Origin of the sequence: Terrabacter aerolatus, from assembly GCF_007991735.1 — a bacterium.
Classification (GTDB): domain Bacteria; phylum Actinomycetota; class Actinomycetes; order Actinomycetales; family Dermatophilaceae; genus Terrabacter; species Terrabacter aerolatus.
Map to the genome: position 1 here is coordinate 91,221 of NZ_BJYX01000014.1, position 17,013 is coordinate 108,233.

Here is a 17,013-nt window from a genome sequence, read left to right on the forward strand (position 1 = left end):
TCAGCGCGAGCGGGCGCGGTGGGCCGCCGCCTTGACCCGGCTCTGGCACTGGGGCGAGCAGAAGCGCCGGGTCCCGTTCTTCGAGCCGTCGACGAAGACGCGGTCGCACCCTGCCGCCTCGCACACCCCGAGCCGGCCGCCGAGGTCGGATCCGAGGGCCACCGCGAGCCCTGACGCGATCCCCGCCTGCCAGCCGCGCACGTAGCCGTCGTCGGGCCCGTGGAAGTGCAGCTGGAAGCGGCCGCCCTCGTCGGGGTCGAGGCGGGGTCGGGCGCGGGTCGTGTCGAGCAGGTCGTTCGCGATGGCCGCCGCGGCGGCGAGGTCGTCGCGCGCAGCGGCCTCGAAGACGGCCCGCGCGCTCGGCACGACCTCGAGCAGCGCCGACGCCTCGGCAGGAGTCGGCCGCGAACGCTGCTCCGGCGTCGACGTCACGTCCGCGACGCCCGCCACCAGGTCACGCCCGACCGGCGGGTCGTATGCCGTCCCGTGCGCCTCCCCGGGGCTGGCGAGGTTCACGAGCGCCACCGTCGTGTCGAGCAGCCGCTCGATGTGACTGTCGAAACGCATTTGACCAGTCACCTCTCGGATCGTAGGTTCGTGACTGCCGAAGTTTAGTTCGACAGTCAGGAGACACGATGGAGCGGAGGTCCGGGACCACCGCACTTCCGCGGCAGCTGCGGGTGCTCGTCGTGGCCCGGTGCGTCAACCGGCTCGGCGGCTTCTCCATGGCCTTCCTCGGCGTGCTGCTCGTGCGCGAGCTCGGTGCGGGCGCGGCCGAGACGGCCCTCGCGCTGACCTGCTTCGGCGTCGCGACCATCCCCTCACGCATCCTCGGGGGCCAGCTGGCCGACGGCTGGGGCCACCGCCAGACCATGCTGCTCGGGCTCGTCGGGTGCGCGGTCGCGCAGCTCGCCATCGCCGCCACCCCGACCGTCGGTGGCGCACTCGTCGGCGCGACCCTGCTCGGCCTGGCCTACGAGATCGTCGAGCCGCCGACCCAGGCCCTCGTCACCGAGCTCGTCGGCGAGGAGGAGCTGGCCTTCGCCTACTCGGCGCTCAACGCCTCGCTCGCGGTCGCGGGCGTCGCCGCCGGCCTCGTCGCCGCGGCGGTGGCCGGACTCGGGCTGCGGTGGCTCTTCGTCGTCGACGCGGCGACCTGCATGGCCTGTGCCGTCCTCGTCGCCGCCTGCGTCAGGCCGGCCCGCGCGGCGCGCCCGGGCGGGCAGCCTCCGACGCCGGCGCGCGAGCGCTGGCTCACGGCGCTGCGCGACCGACGGCTGCGCCCGGTCGTCGGCTTCGGCACCGTCGTCGCCACCGTGACGATGATCGTCGTCTTCGGCGTCCCGCTCCTCGTCGAGCAGCGGGGCATGGCGCCCGCCGCGACGGGCTGGGTCCTCGCCGCCGGCGCCGCCGCCAGCGTCCCGGGTGCCTGGCTGGCCGCCACGGTGCGCCGTCGTACCGGTGACCGAGGCGTCCTCCTCACCGGCGAGGTGACCGCCGCCGCAGGTCTCGTCGCTCTCGCCCTCGCCACCCACCCGCTCGGTCTGGCGACGGGCCTCGTCGCCTTCGACGTCGGCAGCCTGCTCGTCATCGCCACGACGATGGCCCGCGCCGGCACCCTCGCCCCCGACCGGGCCCGCGGCACCTACCTCGCCGTGCTGGGACTCACGTGGGGTCTCGCCACGTCGATCGCGCCGGCCGTCCTCGCGACGCTCGGGACGGCATACGGCCCCGGATCGCCCTTCGCCGCGGCAGCCGTGGCCCTGCTCGGGTCGGCCCTCGTCCGAGCGATTCAGTGGCCCCGGTTGCGGCGGCGGACGTCCTTGGGAGGTCGGCCGCCGGCATACGAGCGCGACGGGTCCACGACGTAGCCCTGGCGCAGCGCCTCGCGGCCCACGAGCATCCGGAAACCCATCCGGTCCCGCTTGCTCAGGGTGACCTCCGCGGGGACCGTGCGGCCGGCCAGCGTGAGGTCGAGGGTCACGACGTAGCGCTTGGTCACGTGTCCCGACGAGCTGCGCACGCTGCGGCGGTCGTGCACCGGGCACTCGAGCGTCCGGGTGTCGTCGGAAGTGTCCTGCCACGGGTGAACGGTGAAGCGGACCCACGGCTCGCCGTCGCGCTCGAACTCCTCGACGTCCTCGGCATGGAGCGACGACGTGCGCGCCCCCGTGTCGACCTTGGCCTTGAGCCACGGCAGCCCCACACCGGGCAGGGAGACCCACTCCCGCCATCCGACAGGAGTGCTTGAATAGGCCGGCCCAGACACCCGCCCATCTTGGCAGGACCCTGCATGAAACTCGCGATCCTCTCGCGCGCGCCGCGTGCCTACTCCACCCAGCGCCTGCGCACCGCCGCGCTCGACCGCGGACACCAGGTGCGGGTGCTCAACACGCTCCGCTTCGCCATCGACCTGTCCGGCCCCGAGCCCGACCTGCAGTTCCGGGGTCGGCCACTGTCGGACTACGACGCGATCCTGCCGCGCATCGGCAGCTCGATCACCTACTTCGGCACGGCCGTCGTGCGCCAGTTCGAGCAGATGGACGTCTACACGCCCAACACCGCGAACGGCATCGCCAACGCCCGCGACAAGCTCCGCGCCGCGCAGATCCTCTCGCGCCACCAGATCGGCATGCCCGCCACGACGTTCGTGCGCAACCGCGCCGACGTCATGCCGGCCATCGAACGCGTCGGCGGTGCGCCCGTCGTCATCAAGCTGCTCGAGGGCACGCAGGGCATCGGCGTCATCCTCGCGCCGGACATCAAGATCGCCGAGGCGATCATCGAGACGCTGCACAGCACGAAGCAGAACGTCCTCATCCAGAGCTTCGTCACCGAGAGCCGGGGTCGCGACATCCGCGCCCTCGTCGTCGGCGACCGCGTCGTCGCGGCCATGCGGCGTCGAGCCAGCGGCGACGAGTTCCGCTCCAACGTCCACCGCGGCGGCACGGTCGAGCCGGTCGAGCTGACCCCGGAGTACGAGCAGGCCGCCGTGCGGTCGGCCCAGATCATGGGTTTGCGCGTCGCGGGCGTCGACATGCTCGAGGGGAACGACGGCCCGCTCGTCATGGAGGTCAACTCCTCCCCGGGCCTCGAGGGCATCGAGAGAGCGACCGAGCTCGACGTCGCCGGCGCGATCATCGACCACATCGCCGGCCAGGTCGCCTTCCCCGAGATCGACGTGCGCCAGCGCCTCACCGTCTCGACGGGCTACGGCGTGGCCGAGCTCGTCGTCCACGCGGGCGCCGACATCATCGGCAAGACCATCGGTGAGTCCGGGCTCGAGGAGCGCGACCTGCAGGTGCTGACCCTGCACCGCGGCACGAGCGTCATCCCCAACCCGCGCCGTCGGGTCGTGCTCGAGGCCGAGGACCGGCTGCTCTGCTTCGGCCGGCTCGAGGAGATGCGCTCGATGATCCCCGAGCGCCGCCGGCGCCGCGCCAAGGTGCGCAAGCTGCCCAGCGACCCCATCCACACCGTCGCCTGAGCGACGCAGGCCCGCGCGGCTCACGGCATACGGCCCGTCGGTCGTATGCCGTCAGGCGCTGGGGGTGACGTAGACCTTGCGGAGCGTCTCGGTGACCGTCCACGTCGTGCGCTCACCGGCGCGCAACCGCACGACGGATCCCTGCCCCAGGTGGAGCGGCTCGGCGCCGCCCACCGTGAGCGCGGCGCGACCGGACAGGACGACGAAGACCTCGTCGGCCTCGACGTCGGTGACGGTGCCGGGCGTCATCTCCCAGACCCCGACCTCGGCGCCGGCGACGTGCGCGAGTGAGGTCACCGACGCGGTGGGCGAGCCGTCGAGCACGTCGACGCCCGCCGGGACCGGCTCGAGCAGCGGGGCGCCGAGGACGTCGGGAGCGAGCAGTCGTCCCGGCGTCGCGCCGGGACGGGTGGAGGGATCGGTCGTCACGCTCGCAGACTAGTGCGAGCCCCGCTGGTTCCTCCGACGCACGAGCTCGGCCCGCAGGCGGGCCACCTCGGCATCGGCCTCGGCCACCCGGTCGTCGGCGCGCACGACGGCCTCGTGGGCCTCGTCGACGCTCAGCCGGGTCGCGGGAGGGACCTGCCGCGAGTCGAACAGGTCGCGCGCGCCGGGCGAGGAGGTGCCCCGGTCGACCTCGGGGGCGCCCGGGTGCGACGGCCGCCGGGTGCCGCGGGTCCGGTCCGGCAGGCGCGTCCAGACGAAGGCGACCACCCCGGCCACAGCGACGACGACGATGAGCTCCGGCCAACCGAGATCAGGCACGGGGAACCTCCTGATGGGTCGGCGGGCCCGGCAGGTACCGGCCCCTGCACACGCCTGGTGAACGGCCACGCTAGGGGGCGGGGGTGGGAATCGGCCGGGAGTTCGCTGTGGACCGGCCGCCCCGGGGGCTCAGCCCCGGGGGCTCAGGTCGTGGACGCCGGCTCGCGCGACCCCGGCTCGAGCGACCCCGACTCGAGCGCCGTGAGGTCACGCTCGGCGTACTGCCGGTGGTGCCACTCCTCGCTGAGGATCGTGCGCAGGATCCGCGTCACGGCATACGACTCGGGTTCCGGGTAGCCGGGTGCGGTGACGGGCGCGGTGGTCCCCGACAGCGCTTCGTCGCTGAGGCCCTCGATGACGCGGCGCACCGTCGCCATGCGGTCGGCGCGCAGGACGAGCACCTCGTCGAGCGACGGGCGGGCCGTGCGGTCGCGCGGCACGGGCGGGCTGTCGGGCATGTCGTCGTGCGGCAGGTCGAGGGCGTCCCACGGCTCGGCGTCCCCGAGGAGGGCGCGGCACACCCAGGCGTCCGTCGCGAAGACGAGGTGGCGCAGCGTCTCGATGAACGACCACTCCCCGTCGACCCGCTCGTGCAGCTGCTCCGGCGAGAAGGTGCGCGCCCGCTCGACCGTGCCGGCCCACAGCCGCTCGACGACGTCCCACGCCTCCCGGTAGCCGGCGGCGTCGGTGGGCCGCATCTTGGCCCGGTCGGGGTCGCGCCGGTCGAGCTCGGCCTCGATGAGGGGCGCCACGTCGACGCCGTTGATGACGAGGTTCTCGACGTCGCCGGTGATGTCGACGTCCTCGAGCCAGACGTCGCGGGCGCGCAGGCCGCGCAGGTCGACCATGCGCAGCGACGCGCCCCGCAGGTCGACGTCGTGCAGCCGCGCGCCGTCGAGGTAGACGTCCTCGAAGGTGGCGCCAGTCAGGCGGACGCGCTCGAAGCGGGCGCCCTGCTGGTCGTCGTAGGTCACATCGGTCATCTCGGTCCCCTCGTCCGTCTGCGGTCACGGGCAGCGTAGGACGCGTCCCGGACGATCGGCGTCCGGTCAGCTCAGTCCCTCGACGATGAGCAGGACACCGAAGACGACGAAGGCGAGCGCGGCACCCCACGTGATGACGCGCTCGGGCAGGCGCTTGCCGAGGGCAGCGCCGACGACGATGGCCAGGGCGTCCGCCGCGACCATGCCGATCGTGCTGCCGAGCCACGTGCCGAACCAGCCGTGCTGGGTGGCCAGGGTGATCGTCGCCAGCATCGTCTTGTCACCGAGCTCGGCGAGGAAGAAGGCGATCGTCACCGCGATGATCGCCGTGCGCCGCGTCGTGCTCGCGACCGCCGCCTCCTCGTCCGACAGGGAGTCACCGCGCAGCGTCCACGCGGCGAAGAAGAGGAAGGCGATGCCGGCCGTGACGGAGATGGCGGCGCGCGGGAGGTGGTCGCCGATCGCGACGCCGATCGCGACCGAGCCGAGATGGACCACGGCCGTGGCGATGGTGATCCCGATGAGGACGTGAAGCATCTTGAAGCGGGTGGCGAACGTCATCGCCATGAGCTGGCTCTTGTCCCCGAGCTCGGCGACGAAGATGACGGCTGCGCTGATGAGAAAGGCTGACATGCGGTGGGTCTCCTCGGCGCGCACGCGAAGCACCCCGGGGAGCCTCGACCTGGCGCGCCCGTCGGTGGGTCGGCACGAGGTCGAAAGTCTCGTCCGCCGTGAGGACCGCGACCGCCGTGCCGGCGACGCGAACCGAGGCCCACCGCACCGGGCCGGAGCCAGTATGTCGATGCGGTCGTTGGGGACTACTCCCTTTCGATGTGACGACCGTAGGCGACCCCGGACCGCCCTGCAACGTCTCGGTGCGCCTAGCGATTCTTCTCGGAAACCCTTGCAGCGCTGATGTGTCGGCAGTCGGCGTAGTGACAACCGTTGGCATTCAAGGGATTCGGCGAAGCCGGGTCGATGCTCACGAGCAGGGCTGCGACCGCCTGGTCGCCGAGCTCGGAGGAGCGGCTCGGCCCGTCCACGCCCCCGCGAGGTGTCACGTCGACGAGGGTCGCGCCGCCGAACGGCCGGCGCTCACGGACGACGACCTCGGCGTCGACGTCGATCCCCGCGTCGGCCAGCCAGCGCAGCAGGGCAGGGTCGTCGTCGTCGATCCGGGCGACGAAGCGACGCTCACCGATCGGCGATGCTGCCAGAGGCTCGGTCGTCGGCTGGTGCAGCACCCCCTCGGCCGTGGGGATGGGGTCGCCGTGGGGGTCCCTCCACGGGCGGCCCAGCTGCTCGTCCATGCGCTCGACCATGAGTGAGGAGACGGCGTGCTCGAGCACCTCGGCGTCGTCGTGCACCTCGTCCCAGGCATAGCCGAGCGACGTGACGAGGAAGGTCTCAACGAGTCGGTGCCGGCGCACCATCCGGAGGGCCTGGCCGAGCCCCTCGTCGGTCAGCCGCATGCCCCCGTAGCGCTTGTGCGCGACGAGACCCGCATCGGCGAGCTTGCGCGCCATCTCGGACACCGACGACGTGGAGACCCCGAGCCGAGCCGCGACGGCGGCGTTGCTGACCGTCTCGTCCTGCCACTCGCCGAGGCCGAAGATGACCTTGAGATAGTCCTCGATCGCGGTGCGGTTCTCGGTCCTGGCCACCGCCAGAGACTACGGGAGGAGCGTGGCCACGAGCACGAAGCACGCGACGAACACGACCGTCCGCACCGTGCCGGCGACAAGACTCCTGACCATGAAGTTCGGCATGCCTAACTTTTATCATGGGCGCACCGAGACAGGGTGGCGAACGCACCGGTTCGGCGCGCGAGAGAATGCGCCCATGACGACGACGGCCGGTGCAGACGACGTGCACGAGCTCCTCCTGTCGCACGTGGACCGAGCCACCGTGGGAGCGCTGGACGACCCTGCGGTCGTGGCAGCGGTCGTCGCGGTCGAGCGGCTGGTCGTGGCCACGGGGTCGACGAACCCGGAGCTGCTTCGGGATGCTCTCGAGGGGCGCCCGGTGACGGGAGCCGACGCCAACCACCTCGCCGAGCTCGTCGAGGAGGGGCGGGGCCACGTGTCGGCAGGACTCATCCGTCGAGCGTCCGGGCAGGCGGTGGACGCCGGCGTCGTCAACCCCGCCTCCGGAGGCTACGAGATCACCACCGACGCGACATTGCTCCGGGCAGCAGTGCGCGCCGCGCAGGGGTCGATCGACGCGATGCCCTACTACGGCGCGCGCTACGGGGCGCGCGGGTCCCGCTTCGCGACGACCGACTCGGCGTGGCTCATCTCGCTGGCTCCCCTCGAGCCGGAGCGTGCCGTCCACCAGGTCGAGTGGCTCGCGCGGGTGCTTGCCGCGCGAGGCATGCCGTCCTGGCTGCTCGAGATCCACCTCGGCGCGCTCGTGACCGAGGTTCGCTCGGTCGTGGGTCCGGCGGCGGGGACCGACCCGGAAGGTGAGCCGGCCGCGGACGACGCGGAGGCAGTGGGCTCGCTCCCGGCCGCCGCGCTCGCGCTGGCGACGACCCGTCGGCAACACGTGGACGACGACCTGATGCGCACCGCCGAGCGCTGGGTGGACGAGGCGCTGGGAGCGGCCCAACCCGTGCCGCGCACCGGTGCCCTGCTGGCGGCGGCAGTCGCCGACACGTCGGCCGGGGTGACGCGCGACGACGGCTCGCTCGTGGACTGGCTCACGGATCCCAGCCGCGCCTCCGACACCGTCGCAAGAGAGCTGCGCGAGGTGCGGCGGCGCATCCTCGCGGCCGCGCTCTGACCTGGCCCTCGACCCCGGCGGCTCGACCGTGAGCCCCGGCACCGGGGGCCGCCGAAACTGGCCGGTCACCGGGGCTTGACCTTGACGCTGCGGCAGGGTTGCAGCCTTGTCGCATGACCACATCCCACGCCATCGAGACCGTCGGCCTGACCAAGGCCTACGGCGACCAGCAGGTGCTCCGGGGGGTCGACCTCGTCGTCCCACGCGGCACCGTCCTCGCCCTGCTCGGCTCCAACGGGGCGGGCAAGACGACCGCCGTACGCATCCTGTCGACGCTGCTCCGGGCCGACAGCGGCAGCGCGTCGGTCGACGGCCACGACGTCGCCACCGAGGCCGCCCGGGTCCGCGCGTCGATCAGCCTCACCGGGCAGTTCGCGGCCGTCGACGAGATCCTGACCGGGCGCGAGAACCTCGTGCTCGTCGCCGAGCTGCGCCGCCTGGAGCGACCCGACCGTGTCGCCGACGAGCTGCTCGCGCGGTTCGACCTCGTCGACGCCGCCGAGCGCCGGACCGCGACCTACTCCGGCGGCATGCGGCGCCGGCTCGACATCGCCATGAGCCTCATCGGCGACCCACCCGTGCTCTTCCTCGACGAGCCGACGACAGGGCTCGACCCGCAGTCGCGCAACGAGGTGTGGCGCACGGTGCGCGAGCTCGCCGGCCACGGCACGACGGTGCTGCTCACGACGCAGTACCTCGAGGAGGCCGAGCAGCTCGCCGACCGGATCGCCATCCTGCACGAGGGCCGGATCATCGCCGAGGGCACCCTCGCCGAGCTCCGTCAGCTCTTCCCACCCGCCACCGTCGAGTACGTCGAGAAGCAGCCGACGCTCGAGGAGGTCTTCCTCTCGATCGTCGGGCACGACACCGCCCTCAGCCAAGGAGACCAGCGATGACCACCACCGTCGGGCACGTCACGAGCGACACCACCGTCCTGCTCAAGCGGTCGCTGCGCCACATCCTGCGCAGCCCGGACACCATCATCACCACCGCGGTCACGCCGATCGCCATGCTGCTGCTCTTCGTCTACGTCTTCGGCAGCGCCATCCGCGTCGGGGGCGGCAGCTACGTCGACTACCTGCTGCCGGGCATCCTGCTCGTCACCGTCGCCTCCGGCATCGCCTACACGGCCTTCCGGCTGTTCACCGACGTGTCGACCGGCATCTTCGAGCGCTTCCAGTCGATGCCGATCGCCCGGTCGGCCGTGCTGTGGGGACACGTGCTGACCTCGCTCGTGGCCAACCTCGTCTCGCTCGCGCTCGTCGTGCTCGTCGCGCTGGCCATGGGATTCCGCTCAGGCGCCGGGCTGCTCGCATGGCTGGCCGTCCTGGGGATCCTCGTGCTCTTCACCCTGGCCCTGACCTGGCTGGCCGTCATCCCGGGGCTGACGGCGACGTCCGTCGACGGCGTCAGCGGCTTCTCCTACCCGCTCATCTTCCTGCCGTTCATCAGCTCGGCCTTCGTGCCGACCGACGGCATGCCCGGACCAGTGCGGTGGTTCGCCGAGCACCAGCCCGTGACGTCGATCGTCGACACCATCCGCAACCTCTTCGCGGGGGCGCCGCTGGGCTCCACCGTCTGGGTCGCCCTCGCCTGGTGCGTCGGACTGCTCGTCGTCGCCTACGGTCTGGCGATGCGCACCTACCGTCGCAAGATCGCCTGACGACGGGACAATGCCGGCATGCTCACCATCAGCCAGCTCGCGACCTACGCGGGGGTGACGGTCCGGGCGGTGCGTCACTACCACGCCAAGGGCCTGCTGCCCGAGCCCGAACGGGACCGGTCCGGCTACCGGCGCTACGACGCGGCCGCGGTGGTGCAGCTCGTCCGGATCCGCGTCCTCGCCGACGCCGGCGTGCCCCTCTCGCGGGTGCAGGAGCTGCTCAACGCCGGTGAGCCGGACTTCGCGGCGGCCGTCGAGGAGATCGACCGCCGTCTGCGCGCCGAGATCCGCGAGCTGCGCCGGCACCGGGAACGCATCGCGCAGCTCGCGGCCGGCGACAGCCTGGCACTCCCGCCGGAGGTGGTGGCCTACGTCGACCGGATGCGTGAGCTCGGCTTCCCGGACCGGCTCATCGAGGTCGAGCGTGACAGCTGGATCATCATCGCGGCCCAGATGCCAGACGCGGTGGCTGCCCTCATGGAGATCAAGCAGGCGCAGATCGACCACGAGCCGCTGCGCCGGCTCTACCTCGACCTCGGCGACCTCGTCGACTGCGGTCCGGACGACCCCCGCCTGCCGGCCCTCGCCGACCGGGTGGTCGCGTTCATCGAGGCCGCAGCCGCCCGGAGCGAGGGGATGGAGGACGAGCACCCCGTCAGCGCCGACCTCGTCGAGTTGCTCGATGCGGCGTTCCTCGAGTCCTTCGCCTGCGCGGGCCGGCTGCTCGAGCTGCTCGAGGAGCGCGGCTGGACCGGCTGGACCGACGTCCGTCGCATCGCACCCGCCGGCTGAACCGGGGGTCAGGGGACGAAGACCGACCAGCAGATCGCGTTGCGCAGCCGCTGGTCGTCGAGAACGAGCTCACGGATGGGGTCGGGCAGCTGGTCGCGCTGCCAGGCGCACTCGGCACGCCCAGCGGCGTCGCCGTCCGTCGCCGACGACGGGCGCGCCGCCCGAACCGCCTTGATGGCGTAGGCAGCCGCTCCCAGCTCGTGCGCCGCCACGTGGGCGACGCACGCGGCCTGACCTGCGGCGTAGGCCGCGAAGCGCGGTGCGCCGTGCAGCTCGCGGGCCGCGCCCATCGCGTGTCCGCCGGCTGCGCGCGACACCATCATCGGAACCTCGCCCCGCACCCACGCGCGGGCGTGCTCCACCGCCTGGCGCGGGCGAGGGTCGTCCGGGCGCGCCGCCTCGAAGAGGCCGAGCACGTGCTCGGCGCAGGCCGCCGCCCAGAGCGCCAGCAGGTGGTGGTCCGCGTCCGTCAGCGTCCCGCCGCGGCGGATCGTCACGGAGCGGGGGTCGCGGACCTCGGGCAGGATCACGGCCCGGGCTCAGCGCCGAAGTCCCTTGCCGCGCCGGGCGATCCGCCGTCCGGGTCCACCTCGACGAAGGGCACGAGCGTCAGAAGTTGTTGGCCATGTTGGTGAAGCGGCTGAAGTGGCCCTGGAAGGCGACGACGATCGTGTCGGTGGGGCCGTTTCGGTGCTTGGCCACGATGAGGTCGGCCTCACCCTCACGAGGGGAGTCCTTCTCGTAGGCGGCCTCGCGGTGGAGGAGGATCACCATGTCGGCGTCCTGCTCGATCGAGCCGGACTCACGCAGGTCGCTCATCGCGGGCTTCTTGTCGGTGCGCTGCTCGGGACCACGGTTCAGCTGCGAGATCGCGATGACCGGGACCTCGAGCTCCTTGGCGAGCAGCTTGAGCGCACGCGAGAACTCCGAGACCTCCTGCTGGCGCGACTCGACGCGCTTGCCCGAGCTCATGAGCTGGAGGTAGTCGATGACGACGAGCTTGAGGTTCTCGCGCTGCTTGAGCCGGCGGCACTTGGCGCGGATCTCCATGAGCGACATGTTGGGCGAGTCGTCGATGAAGAGCGGGGCGTCGGAGACGCGGCCCATCGTCGAGGCGAGGCGGGTCCAGTCCTCCTCGCGCATCGTGCCCTTGCGCATGTGCTGGAGCTGGATGCCGGCCTCGGCCGAGAGCAGACGCATCGTGATCTCGGTGCGGCTCATCTCGAGCGAGAAGACGACGGCGGCCATCTTGTGCTTGATCGCGGCCGAGCGCACGATGTCGAGGCCGATCGTCGACTTGCCCATGGCGGGACGGGCGGCGATGACGATCATCTGCCCGGGGTGCAGACCGTTGGTCAGGGCGTCGAAGTCGGTGAAGCCCGTCGGGACTCCGGTCATCTCGCCGGAACGGCCCGAGGCGACCTCGATCTCGTCGACCGTGGCCTCGATGACGTCGCCGATGGCGTGGTAGTCCTCGCCGCCGCGCTTGTCGGCGACGGCGTAGACCTCGGCCTGCGCCGCGTTGACGATGTCCTCGACGTCGCCACCGCCCTGGGCGTAACCGAGCTGGACGATGCGGGTGCCGGCCTCGACGAGCCGGCGCAGCACCGCGCGCTCGGCGACGATCTGGGCGTAGTAGCCGGCGTTGGCCGCCGTGGGGACCGAGGCGATGAGCTGGTGGAGGTAGGCCTGGCCACCGACGCGTCCGAGGTCGCCGCGCTTGGTCAGCTCGTCGCTGACGGTGATGGCGTCGGCAGGCTCACCGCGGCCGTAGAGGTCGAGGACGGCGTCGTAGATGAGCTCGTGCGCGGGGCGGTAGAAGTCGGTGCCCTTGAGCTGCTCGACGCAGTCGGCGATGGCGTCCTTGGACAGGAGCATGCCGCCGAGGACGGACTGCTCGGCCCCGACGTCCTGGGGTGGGAGCCGGTCGTCGGGTGGTCCGCTCTCGCGGGACGACGACGACGCGAAAGCGCTCGTGCTCAGCTCAGCGAGCGACACGTGCTCCCCTTCCCCTGAGTGGTGGATGACATCGGTGCAACCGGTCCACACCAGTAGACAACGCGACGCCGACAGCGTCGCGGAGGGGGCGACGACGCGCACGGAGCGGCGCGTCCACCCCCCTCCCCGAGGAGCACCGCCCCACCGTAGGTGCCCGGCTCGGCCGACAACAACCTCAGGCGCTCCTCCCCGGCCCACCCCTGTGGACAACCGGTGGACGAGCACCTCCGACACGCCGTCAACAGGTGTGGACAAGGTGTGTGCACAACTGTGGGCATGTGTCGGCGGTCACACCCTCTCGTGCTCGGTGACCTGCGCGGATGCTCGTCCACGGGCTGTGGAGAACAAGTTCCTCACCCCTGTGCGTTGTCCACAGACCCGCGCGACACGCCCGACCGTGGGGTATGCCGTGCGGCGGGGGTTGCGCTCCCCGTGCTCACAGGCCTGCCGCCGAGGCGTCGTAGTAGTCGCGGTTGCGCAGTCGGGCCGCCGCGGCCTCGTCGAGGACGGCGGTGGCGTCGGCGTGCCACTGGAGCACCGACGCCGGGCACGACGCCGACAGCGGGCCCTCGAGGGCGGCGGCCACGGCGTCGGCCTTGGCCGGTCCCGACGCGACGAGGACGAGGCGGCGGGCGGCCAGCACGGTGCCGAGGCCCTGGGTGACGCAATGGGTCGGCACGCCCTCCGGGCCGGTGAAGAAGCGCGCGTTGTCGTGCCGGGTCCGGTCCGACAGCCGTTTCACCCGGGTGCGTGACGACAAGGCCGACCCGGGCTCGTTGAAGCCGAGGTGCCCGTTGGCCCCGATCCCGAGGATCTGGACGTCGACCCCGCCGGCCGCGGCGATGCGCCGCTCGTAGTCGGCAGCCCCGGCGACGAGCTCGTCCTCGTCCCGTCCGGACCCGTCGGGGACGTCGAGCCGGCCCGGGTCGAGTCCCAGCGGTCCGCAGACCTCGCGCAGCAGTACCTCGCGGTAGGACTGCGGGTGCCCGACCGGCAGCCCGACGTACTCGTCGAGGGCGAAGCCCCGGGCGCGCGTCAGGTCGAGCCGCCCGGCTCGCACTGCGGCGGCGAGCTCGGCGTAGAGCCCGAGCGGGGACGAGCCCGTGGCGAGCCCGAGCACCGGCTCGTCCCGGCGGGCAGCGCCGAGGCCCTCGATGACGACCTCGGCGGCTCGGCGCGCGACATCGGCGGCCGTGGGCAGGACGAGCACCTCCATCGCCCCACCCTCTCACCGGACGCGGGAGCCCCGGGGGCCCGATCCACGCTCCGACCACCTCCGGGTCGACGTCTCCTCGACGCGGACCCCGTTCGCGCGACCACGTCGGCCCACGGAGACGGCGGCGCGACCTACAGTCGAAGCATGTGCCGCAACATCCGACAGCTCCACAACTTCGAGCCGGCCGCGACCACCGACGAGGTCCGGGCCGCCGCGCTGCAGTACGTCCGCAAGGTCAGTGGCAGCACCAAGCCGAGCCAGGCCAACGCGCACGCCTTCGACGAGGCGGTCGAGGCGATCGCCCACGCGACGCAGCACCTGCTCGACCACCTCACGACGAGCGCCCCACCCAAGGACCGTGAGGTCGAGCGCCAACGGGCCCGCGAGCGCAACGCGCTGCGCTTCGGCACGCCTGCCTGACGACCGCCCTACTCTGGCCCCATGGGCATCTGGGCCACCCAGGTCACGCCGCGCCTCGTCGCCGCCGGCGGCGAGGACGAGACCGTCCGCGAGCTGCGCACCCGCACCTGCCGGGGCCTGAGCGGCGAGGTCGTCGAGCTCGGCTTCGGCAGCGGCCACAACGTCGGGCTCTACCCGACGGAGGTCACGCGCGTCGTCGCGGTCGAGCCGTCCGACGTGGCGTGGGAGCTCGGCGCGGCCCGCCGTTCCCGCAGCCCGATCCCCATCGTCCGCGGCGACCTCGACGGGCAGTGGCTCAGCCTCCCTGACGCGAGCGCCGACGCGGTGCTCTCGACGTTCACGCTGTGCACGATCCCCGACGTCGACCGCGCTCTCGCCGAGGTGAAACGCGTGCTGCGTCCGGGGGGCGCCCTGCACTTCCTCGAGCACGGCGTCGCCCCCGACGAGGGCGTGCAGCGCTGGCAGCGCCTCCTCGAGCCGATCCAGAAGAAGGTCTTCGACGGCTGTCACCTGACCCGACGCATCGACCGGCTCGTCGAGGAGTCCGGGCTCGTCATCGAGACGATCGAGCGCGCGTACGCCCCGATGCCGAAGGTCATGCGTCCGTGGGTCTTCGCCTACCTCGGCCGGGCCACCCGACCGGACTGACGCGGGCTCGAGGCCGGGCTCCGGCCCCGGAGAGGGCGTCGGTGACGCCGACTACGGTGGGCGCATGACGAGCGGCCCCCACCCCGACCTCGTGTCGGAGGTCCGGGCCGCCCTGGTGGCCGAGGCCGATCCCGACCGTGCCGCCGGGCAGCAGCGCTACATGAAGTCGTCGATGCCGTACTTCGGCCTGACCTCACCGCGACTCAAGGCGGTCCTCGCTCCCCTGCTGCGCGACCCCGGTCTCGCCATGGTGTCGCGCGCCCAGTGGGAGGCCACGATCCGCGCGCTCTGGGACGACGCCACCCACCGGGAGCAGTGGTATGCCGCCATCGCCCTCGCGCGCCACCGCCCCTACCGCCCGAGGGTCGACAGCGACGCGATGTCCCTGTGGGAGAGGCTGATCCGGGCCGGAGCCTGGTGGGACGTCGTCGACGACATCGCGACGCACCTCGTACGGGACACCGTGCTCGCCCACCCGACGGTCGAGGGCCTGCGCATGCGCGACTGGGCCGCGAGCGACTCCCTCTGGGTCCGGCGGGCCGCGATCATCTGCCAGGTCGGCGCGCGCGACCGCCTCGACCAGGAGCTGCTGTCGGACGTCATCGAGCCCAACATCGAGGACCCGGACTTCTTCAGCCGCAAGGCGATCGGCTGGGCCCTGCGCGACCACGCCCGGGTCGCCCCGGAGTGGGTGCGGGCCTTCGTCGCCGCACACCCCGACCTGTCCGGCCTCTCGCGGCGCGAGGCGCTCAAGCACCTGGGGCCGCTGTCGTGAGCCGACCGCCGTCACCACCGACGGGCCACCGCCGCGAGATCGTCCGTCTCGCGGTCCCGGCCTTCCTGGCCCTCATCGCCGAACCGCTCTTCCTGCTGGCCGACTCCGCGATCGTCGGGCACCTCGGCACCGCAGAGCTCGCGGGCCTCGGGGTGGCGAGCGCCGCCCTCGTCACGGCGGCCGGCATCTTCGTCTTCCTCGCCTACGGCACGACGAGCGTCGTCGCCCGGCACCTCGGAGCGGGCGACGAGCGCTCGGCGGTCAGCGCCGGCATCGACGGGCTCTGGCTCGCCGTCGGTCTCGGCGTCGTGACCGCTGGCGTCGTGGCCCTGTGGGCCGGCCCGATCAGCGCCGTCTTCGGCGCCTCGCCCGAGGTCCTCGAGCAGGCCACGACCTACCTGCGCATCTCTGCCCTCGGCATCCCGGCCATGCTCGTCGTCCTCGCCGTCACCGGGGTGCTCCGGGGCCTGCAGGACACGACGACGCCACTCGTCGCCTCCGTCGTCGGCTTCGGCGCCAACATCGTGCTCAACCTCGTCTTCGTCTACGGGCTGCACTGGGGCATCGCGGGATCCGCGTGGGGCACCGTCATCGCCCAGACCGGGATGGGTCTCGCCCTCGTCACCGTCCTGCTCGTCAAGGCGCGGGCCCGGCACGCCCGGCTGCGCCCCCATCCCGCACGCGTCCTCGCGGCCGCACGCACCGGCATACCCCTGCTCGTTCGCACAGTCGCCCTGCGCGCGACGCTGCTCGTCACGACGTGGGTCGCAGCCTCTCTCGGGGACGTCCCGCTGGCGGCCCACCAGGTCGCCCTGACGGTGTGGTCGTTCCTCGCCTTCGCCCTCGACGCGCTCGCGATCGCGGCGCAGGCGATCACCGGCCGCGCGCTCGGATCGGGCGACCGCGCAGGAGTCCGGGTCGCCATGGGGACCATGGTGCGCTGGGGCGTCTGGGGCGGACTCGTGCTCGGGCTCGTCCTGGCCGCCCTGCACGCGGTCATCCCGCCGCTCTTCACGCCCGACCCCGCGGTGCAGCACGCGCTCGGCGCCGCACTCGTCGTCGTCGGGCTCGGGCAGGCCGTCGCCGGCTACGTCTTCGTCCTCGACGGGGTCCTCATCGGAGCCGGCGACGGACGCTGGCTGGCGCGCGGCATGGTCGTCACCTTCGTGGCCTACCTCCCGCTCGCCCTGGCCGTCCGCGCTGCCGGCCCGAGCGACTCACCGAGCCGCGACGTCGTCGTGCTGTGGATCGCGTTCACCGCCTTCATGGTCATCCGCGGTGTCGTGCTGGGGTGGCGCGCGCGCCGCGACGACTGGATGGTCGTCGGCGCCCGCTGAGGGGCGTATGCCGTCCGCCGCCGGCGACGTGCGTGCCCGCCCCCGGGCCGGTCGCCGAGGTCAGGGCCAACTGCTACGGGTTTCCCAGTGTTCTTTAAGGTCCGGCGCGCATAGTCGATCTCGTGAGTTGCTCCTGTGCGACTCG

The 17,013-nt window shown here is 72.6% G+C and carries 20 protein-coding genes; 10 read left to right on the forward strand and 10 right to left on the reverse strand.

Annotated features, from left to right (window positions below):
- Positions 1-567, reverse strand: a complete 567-nt coding sequence (locus TAE01_RS13565) for a CGNR zinc finger domain-containing protein (RefSeq protein WP_147067308.1) — start codon at positions 565-567, stop codon at positions 1-3.
- A 68-nt stretch (positions 568-635) separates the two neighbouring features.
- On the opposite strand from TAE01_RS13565, the gene TAE01_RS13570 reads away from it, so the two are divergent.
- Positions 636-1,871, forward strand: a complete 1,236-nt coding sequence (locus tag TAE01_RS13570; RefSeq protein WP_147067310.1) for an MFS transporter — start codon at positions 636-638, stop codon at positions 1,869-1,871.
- On the opposite strand, the gene TAE01_RS13575 is transcribed toward TAE01_RS13570, so the two are convergent.
- Positions 1,793-2,269 (reverse strand): ATP-dependent zinc protease family protein, encoded by a 477-nt coding sequence (locus tag TAE01_RS13575; RefSeq protein WP_147067312.1) that lies wholly within the window; start codon positions 2,267-2,269, stop codon positions 1,793-1,795. The two genes, TAE01_RS13570 and TAE01_RS13575, sit on opposite strands and share 79 nt — an antisense overlap.
- A 24-nt stretch (positions 2,270-2,293) precedes the next feature.
- On the opposite strand from TAE01_RS13575, the gene TAE01_RS13580 reads away from it, so the two are divergent.
- Positions 2,294-3,487: a RimK family alpha-L-glutamate ligase gene (locus tag TAE01_RS13580; RefSeq protein ID WP_147067314.1), complete on the forward strand. Its 1,194-nt coding sequence runs from the start codon at positions 2,294-2,296 to the stop codon at positions 3,485-3,487.
- Positions 3,488-3,538: 51 nt separating this feature from the next.
- Here the strand turns inward: TAE01_RS13580 and TAE01_RS13585 are convergent, their stop codons facing one another.
- From TAE01_RS13585 to TAE01_RS13605, 5 genes are all read right to left on the reverse strand, one after another.
- Positions 3,539-3,916, reverse strand: a complete 378-nt coding sequence (locus TAE01_RS13585; protein ID WP_246111341.1) for a cupin domain-containing protein — start codon at positions 3,914-3,916, stop codon at positions 3,539-3,541.
- 9 nt (positions 3,917-3,925) lie between these two features.
- Positions 3,926-4,252: a hypothetical protein gene (locus TAE01_RS13590; protein ID WP_147067316.1), complete on the reverse strand. Its 327-nt coding sequence runs from the start codon at positions 4,250-4,252 to the stop codon at positions 3,926-3,928.
- Between the two features lie 143 nt (positions 4,253-4,395).
- The gene (locus tag TAE01_RS13595; protein WP_147067318.1) at positions 4,396-5,235 is read right to left on the reverse strand and encodes a DinB family protein; all 840 of its coding nucleotides are present in this window, start codon (positions 5,233-5,235) and stop codon (positions 4,396-4,398) included.
- Positions 5,236-5,301: 66 nt separating this feature from the next.
- Entirely contained in the window at positions 5,302-5,868 is a 567-nt protein-coding gene (locus TAE01_RS13600) for a TMEM165/GDT1 family protein (RefSeq protein WP_147067320.1), read from the reverse strand.
- 248 nt (positions 5,869-6,116) lie between these two features.
- Positions 6,117-6,899 carry a metal-dependent transcriptional regulator gene (locus TAE01_RS13605; protein ID WP_147067321.1) on the reverse strand — a complete coding sequence of 261 codons (783 nt, stop codon included), beginning with the start codon at positions 6,897-6,899 and terminating at the stop codon, positions 6,117-6,119.
- A 178-nt stretch (positions 6,900-7,077) separates the two neighbouring features.
- On the opposite strand from TAE01_RS13605, the gene TAE01_RS13610 reads away from it, so the two are divergent.
- The 4 genes from TAE01_RS13610 (at position 7,078) to TAE01_RS13625 (ending at position 10,474) form a co-directional block, all read left to right on the forward strand.
- Positions 7,078-8,019, forward strand: coding sequence for a hypothetical protein (locus tag TAE01_RS13610; RefSeq protein ID WP_147067323.1), 942 nt, complete (start codon positions 7,078-7,080; stop codon positions 8,017-8,019).
- Between the two features lie 113 nt (positions 8,020-8,132).
- Entirely contained in the window at positions 8,133-8,915 is a 783-nt protein-coding gene (locus TAE01_RS13615) for an ABC transporter ATP-binding protein (RefSeq protein WP_147067324.1), read from the forward strand.
- The gene (locus TAE01_RS13620; protein WP_147067326.1) at positions 8,912-9,682 is read left to right on the forward strand and encodes an ABC transporter permease; all 771 of its coding nucleotides are present in this window, start codon (positions 8,912-8,914) and stop codon (positions 9,680-9,682) included. Before TAE01_RS13615 ends, TAE01_RS13620 begins: the two co-directional genes overlap by 4 nt.
- A gap of 18 nt (positions 9,683-9,700) precedes the next feature.
- Complete coding sequence (locus TAE01_RS13625; protein WP_147067328.1) at positions 9,701-10,474, forward strand: helix-turn-helix domain-containing protein; 774 nt, start codon at positions 9,701-9,703, stop codon at positions 10,472-10,474.
- Positions 10,475-10,482: 8 nt separating this feature from the next.
- Here TAE01_RS13625 and TAE01_RS13630 read toward each other — a convergent pair whose 3' ends face one another.
- The 3 genes from TAE01_RS13630 to TAE01_RS13640 all read right to left on the reverse strand — a co-directional run bounded on the left by TAE01_RS13630 (position 10,483) and on the right by TAE01_RS13640 (position 13,688).
- Positions 10,483-11,004 carry a putative immunity protein gene (locus tag TAE01_RS13630; RefSeq protein ID WP_147067330.1) on the reverse strand — a complete coding sequence of 174 codons (522 nt, stop codon included), beginning with the start codon at positions 11,002-11,004 and terminating at the stop codon, positions 10,483-10,485.
- A gap of 79 nt (positions 11,005-11,083) precedes the next feature.
- Complete coding sequence (gene dnaB, locus TAE01_RS13635) at positions 11,084-12,472, reverse strand: replicative DNA helicase (protein WP_147067332.1); 1,389 nt, start codon at positions 12,470-12,472, stop codon at positions 11,084-11,086.
- A 436-nt stretch (positions 12,473-12,908) separates the two neighbouring features.
- Positions 12,909-13,688, reverse strand: a complete 780-nt coding sequence (locus tag TAE01_RS13640) for a glucosamine-6-phosphate deaminase (protein WP_147067334.1) — start codon at positions 13,686-13,688, stop codon at positions 12,909-12,911.
- 144 nt (positions 13,689-13,832) lie between these two features.
- On the opposite strand from TAE01_RS13640, the gene TAE01_RS13645 reads away from it, so the two are divergent.
- The 4 genes from TAE01_RS13645 (at position 13,833) to TAE01_RS13660 (ending at position 16,868) form a co-directional block, all read left to right on the forward strand.
- Complete coding sequence (locus TAE01_RS13645; protein ID WP_147067336.1) at positions 13,833-14,108, forward strand: DUF2277 domain-containing protein; 276 nt, start codon at positions 13,833-13,835, stop codon at positions 14,106-14,108.
- Positions 14,109-14,129: 21 nt separating this feature from the next.
- Entirely contained in the window at positions 14,130-14,756 is a 627-nt protein-coding gene (locus tag TAE01_RS13650) for a class I SAM-dependent methyltransferase (RefSeq protein WP_147067338.1), read from the forward strand.
- Between the two features lie 64 nt (positions 14,757-14,820).
- The gene (locus TAE01_RS13655; RefSeq protein WP_147067340.1) at positions 14,821-15,531 is read left to right on the forward strand and encodes a DNA alkylation repair protein; all 711 of its coding nucleotides are present in this window, start codon (positions 14,821-14,823) and stop codon (positions 15,529-15,531) included.
- Positions 15,528-16,868 carry an MATE family efflux transporter gene (locus tag TAE01_RS13660; RefSeq protein WP_147067342.1) on the forward strand — a complete coding sequence of 447 codons (1,341 nt, stop codon included), beginning with the start codon at positions 15,528-15,530 and terminating at the stop codon, positions 16,866-16,868. The genes TAE01_RS13655 and TAE01_RS13660 overlap by 4 nt, the downstream gene beginning before the upstream one ends.
- The last annotated feature ends 145 nt before the right edge of the window (positions 16,869-17,013 follow it).